Source organism: Bacillus sp. (in: firmicutes) (genome assembly GCA_012842745.1).
Taxonomy (GTDB): domain Bacteria; phylum Bacillota; class Bacilli; order Bacillales; family Bacillaceae_J; genus Schinkia.
The window spans coordinates 1-2,478 of the sequence record DUSF01000028.1; the positions used below are offsets into that span (position 1 = coordinate 1).

Here is a 2,478-nt window from a genome sequence, read left to right on the forward strand (position 1 = left end):
AGAACCCTTCCAAGCGTTACCTTTTCATTTGATTCTTCGATATAATCCTTCAATTCCATAAGGAATTGCCTAGTCTTTACCGGATAAATGTGACCATACACCATTTAAACTAGGAACATTTCGCACCACAATCGCGCCCGATTGCGGAAGATTAAAACATGGTAGTAAATAACTGCAAAATTATCTACAATTTGTTGAACAAAAACTCTATTACTCATGCAGTTTACAAACAAACTCATCAAACGAATCCGTTATAGAAAAAATTGCTTCCTCATAAATTTTCATAATGTAACTAAAAGCTAAAATAAATTTTTTAAGACTCTTGTTTTCTTTCACTTTTAAATACAAAAAAATATAATGATATTCGAAAGGTACTAAATGATTAGAAAATACGCAAAATCCTTCTCATTGTTTTAGAGAACTAGATTGCCCATCGTCTTTTAAGTATTTATTCTGTTCACTTTCCAGAAAAAAATGAAATGACTCCGACAACCACTAAAAATGCAAAAAGTATAAAAATTACAAGTTGCCATTTTGGCTGCGTACTTTTTTTTCTTTTCACTTTTCCCTTGTTAACGGATGTAATTAATCCCATAAATTCTGTTAACTGTTCTTCACAAAATATACGGGTAGGAAAAATTAGAGCAGAATTAGGTGTTATAAAAAGGTATACATATCTTTTCGTTTTCAAAACTTCAACAATGGTTGACCATTTGTAAGATGCTTGGATCTCATCAGATACAAAAGAAAGTCCATTTTTATTAATGGTATAAGTTCTTTTGCCATGTTTTTCTGCATTTTGCTTTCCACTGTACACTGTACTTAACAAAATAAAGATAAAACTAAAGAAAGGCCCAAAAAATATGATCAATCCTATTGAAGGCCCCTGTGTAATTAAGATGATAATTCCCAAGAAAAATAGTAGACCACCCATCAAAATTAATTGTTGCATCTTTTTCCACAGATAATGTAGGGTAAACCAAAAGAAATCTTTTGACTCCAATTCGACTCTTATTATGGTACTATCCAACTCTTCATTTAAAATATTTTCCATGTAGTTAATCCCCCTTTGTAATTAAAACTGGTAATGGTAGCAAAGTATTTTTCAGCAGGGACGAAAGTTTCTTAAGCAAATCCTGCTTCTTTAGGTTGTTTAATAACTTTCGAGCTTTGGTGACAACTTTTCCTTTTTTCTTTTTCGTTTTCTTTAGCGAAGCAGTGACTTTTTTCTTTGCTGTTTTTACCTTATTTTTGATTTTGTTCGCTGCTTTTTTTACAGCCTTGACCTTCTTTTTAACTTTTCCAGCAAAAGGAATACTTCCGAGTAGGCTTAAGGCCGCGCCTTTCCATTTCGATTTTTAGCCAAGGCTGCCACCCCCCAGCCACAGGAATCATTCCTGCCACATCTATTCCTAATTTAAGGACCCGCATCCTCATCATCTTCTGCTCCATCTACCTGTACAGAGCCTTTGGTCAACCCTTCCATTTTGACTACATTCGGATATCGGTGATTCCATCCATTACGATGCTACTCGAATCACATGTCATGCGGATGGACTCTCCTGCCTTGAAGTGGATGGTTTCGCTAGAAATCTCCAGGTCTTTTTCTGCTTGAACACGAATCGGATGCGAGCTTTTGATTTCAATACCGGCTTCCGCATCAAGCTTTAGGTAGATGGAGCCTTCCTTCGCAGTAAACATGACATCACTCGGACCCATTTTCATTTCCTTGCCGTGGTTCGTTCCCCAATACTTGGTGTGGGGGTCCGCTATTTTCGGATTGGTGGCTCCACCTTGACGGACTGAACTTGTGGCGATGGCTCTTTCCTCCTGTTAACTCGGAAAATAAAGCTGAACCGTATCGCCCAACTCGGGCATCCAATAGATTCCGCTATTTCCTTCGGCTGTATACAGTGTGGAATAGGGAAACCAGGTGGCTTCGTGATTCAATCAATTCTGCCAAACTGGTCAACCTTTGCGGTTGAATAGAAGTAAAGTATTGTCCCCTTACTTCTAACTTTAGAGTATTTTATAAATCAGCTATTATTGACCAAAGTGAAAACAAAGCTCCAAACAAAAATATCACACCACCAACTCTATAGATTGCTATGATAAGCCCGCTTACTTTTGGTATCATATTTGGAAATGAATTATAAAAAAATTCGTGATATTGTTTAGGCTTAAAAATAGAGATGTAACTACACAATGCAAATATAATTAAAGCTACATACTTCAAACTTATTTCTCCCTTATACATCATAATTAAAAGCAAATAAAATACATTACCCTTTTATCATCTTGCCCACAATCCCTTTAACGCACTAAAAATACAAATAAGTTACTAATTACAGATCACTAGTGTTGCGTTAATTTAATTTCACTATTAAAAATACTCAAAATGTTCAATTTTATTATTTTATGCAAAGAAAAAGTCCTTTATAATGGATAAGTCAGGTGGTAACCCGTCCAAATCCACTA

General features: G+C 35.4%; 3 protein-coding genes. All 3 read right to left on the reverse strand.

Annotated features, from left to right (window positions below):
* Positions 1-457: 457 nt before the first annotated feature.
* Positions 458-1,054 (reverse strand): YcxB family protein, encoded by a 597-nt coding sequence (locus GX497_03555; GenBank protein ID HHY72298.1) that lies wholly within the window; start codon positions 1,052-1,054, stop codon positions 458-460.
* 239 nt (positions 1,055-1,293) lie between these two features.
* Positions 1,294-1,440, reverse strand: coding sequence for a hypothetical protein (locus tag GX497_03560; protein HHY72299.1), 147 nt, complete (start codon positions 1,438-1,440; stop codon positions 1,294-1,296).
* Positions 1,441-1,491: 51 nt separating this feature from the next.
* The gene (locus GX497_03565) at positions 1,492-1,701 is read right to left on the reverse strand and encodes a hypothetical protein (protein ID HHY72300.1); all 210 of its coding nucleotides are present in this window, start codon (positions 1,699-1,701) and stop codon (positions 1,492-1,494) included.
* Positions 1,702-2,478 lie beyond the last annotated feature (777 nt).

What these genes read in the sequence shown, in the direction of transcription:
- GX497_03565 (HHY72300.1), bottom strand. Translation starts at nt 1,701, where the DNA reads ATGTTTACTGCGAAGGAAGGCTCCATCTACCTAAAGCTTGATGCGGAA.
- GX497_03555 (HHY72298.1), bottom strand. Translation starts at nt 1,054, where the DNA reads ATGGAAAATATTTTAAATGAAGAGTTGGATAGTACCATAATAAGAGTC.
- GX497_03560 (HHY72299.1), bottom strand. Translation starts at nt 1,440, where the DNA reads ATGATGAGGATGCGGGTCCTTAAATTAGGAATAGATGTGGCAGGAATG.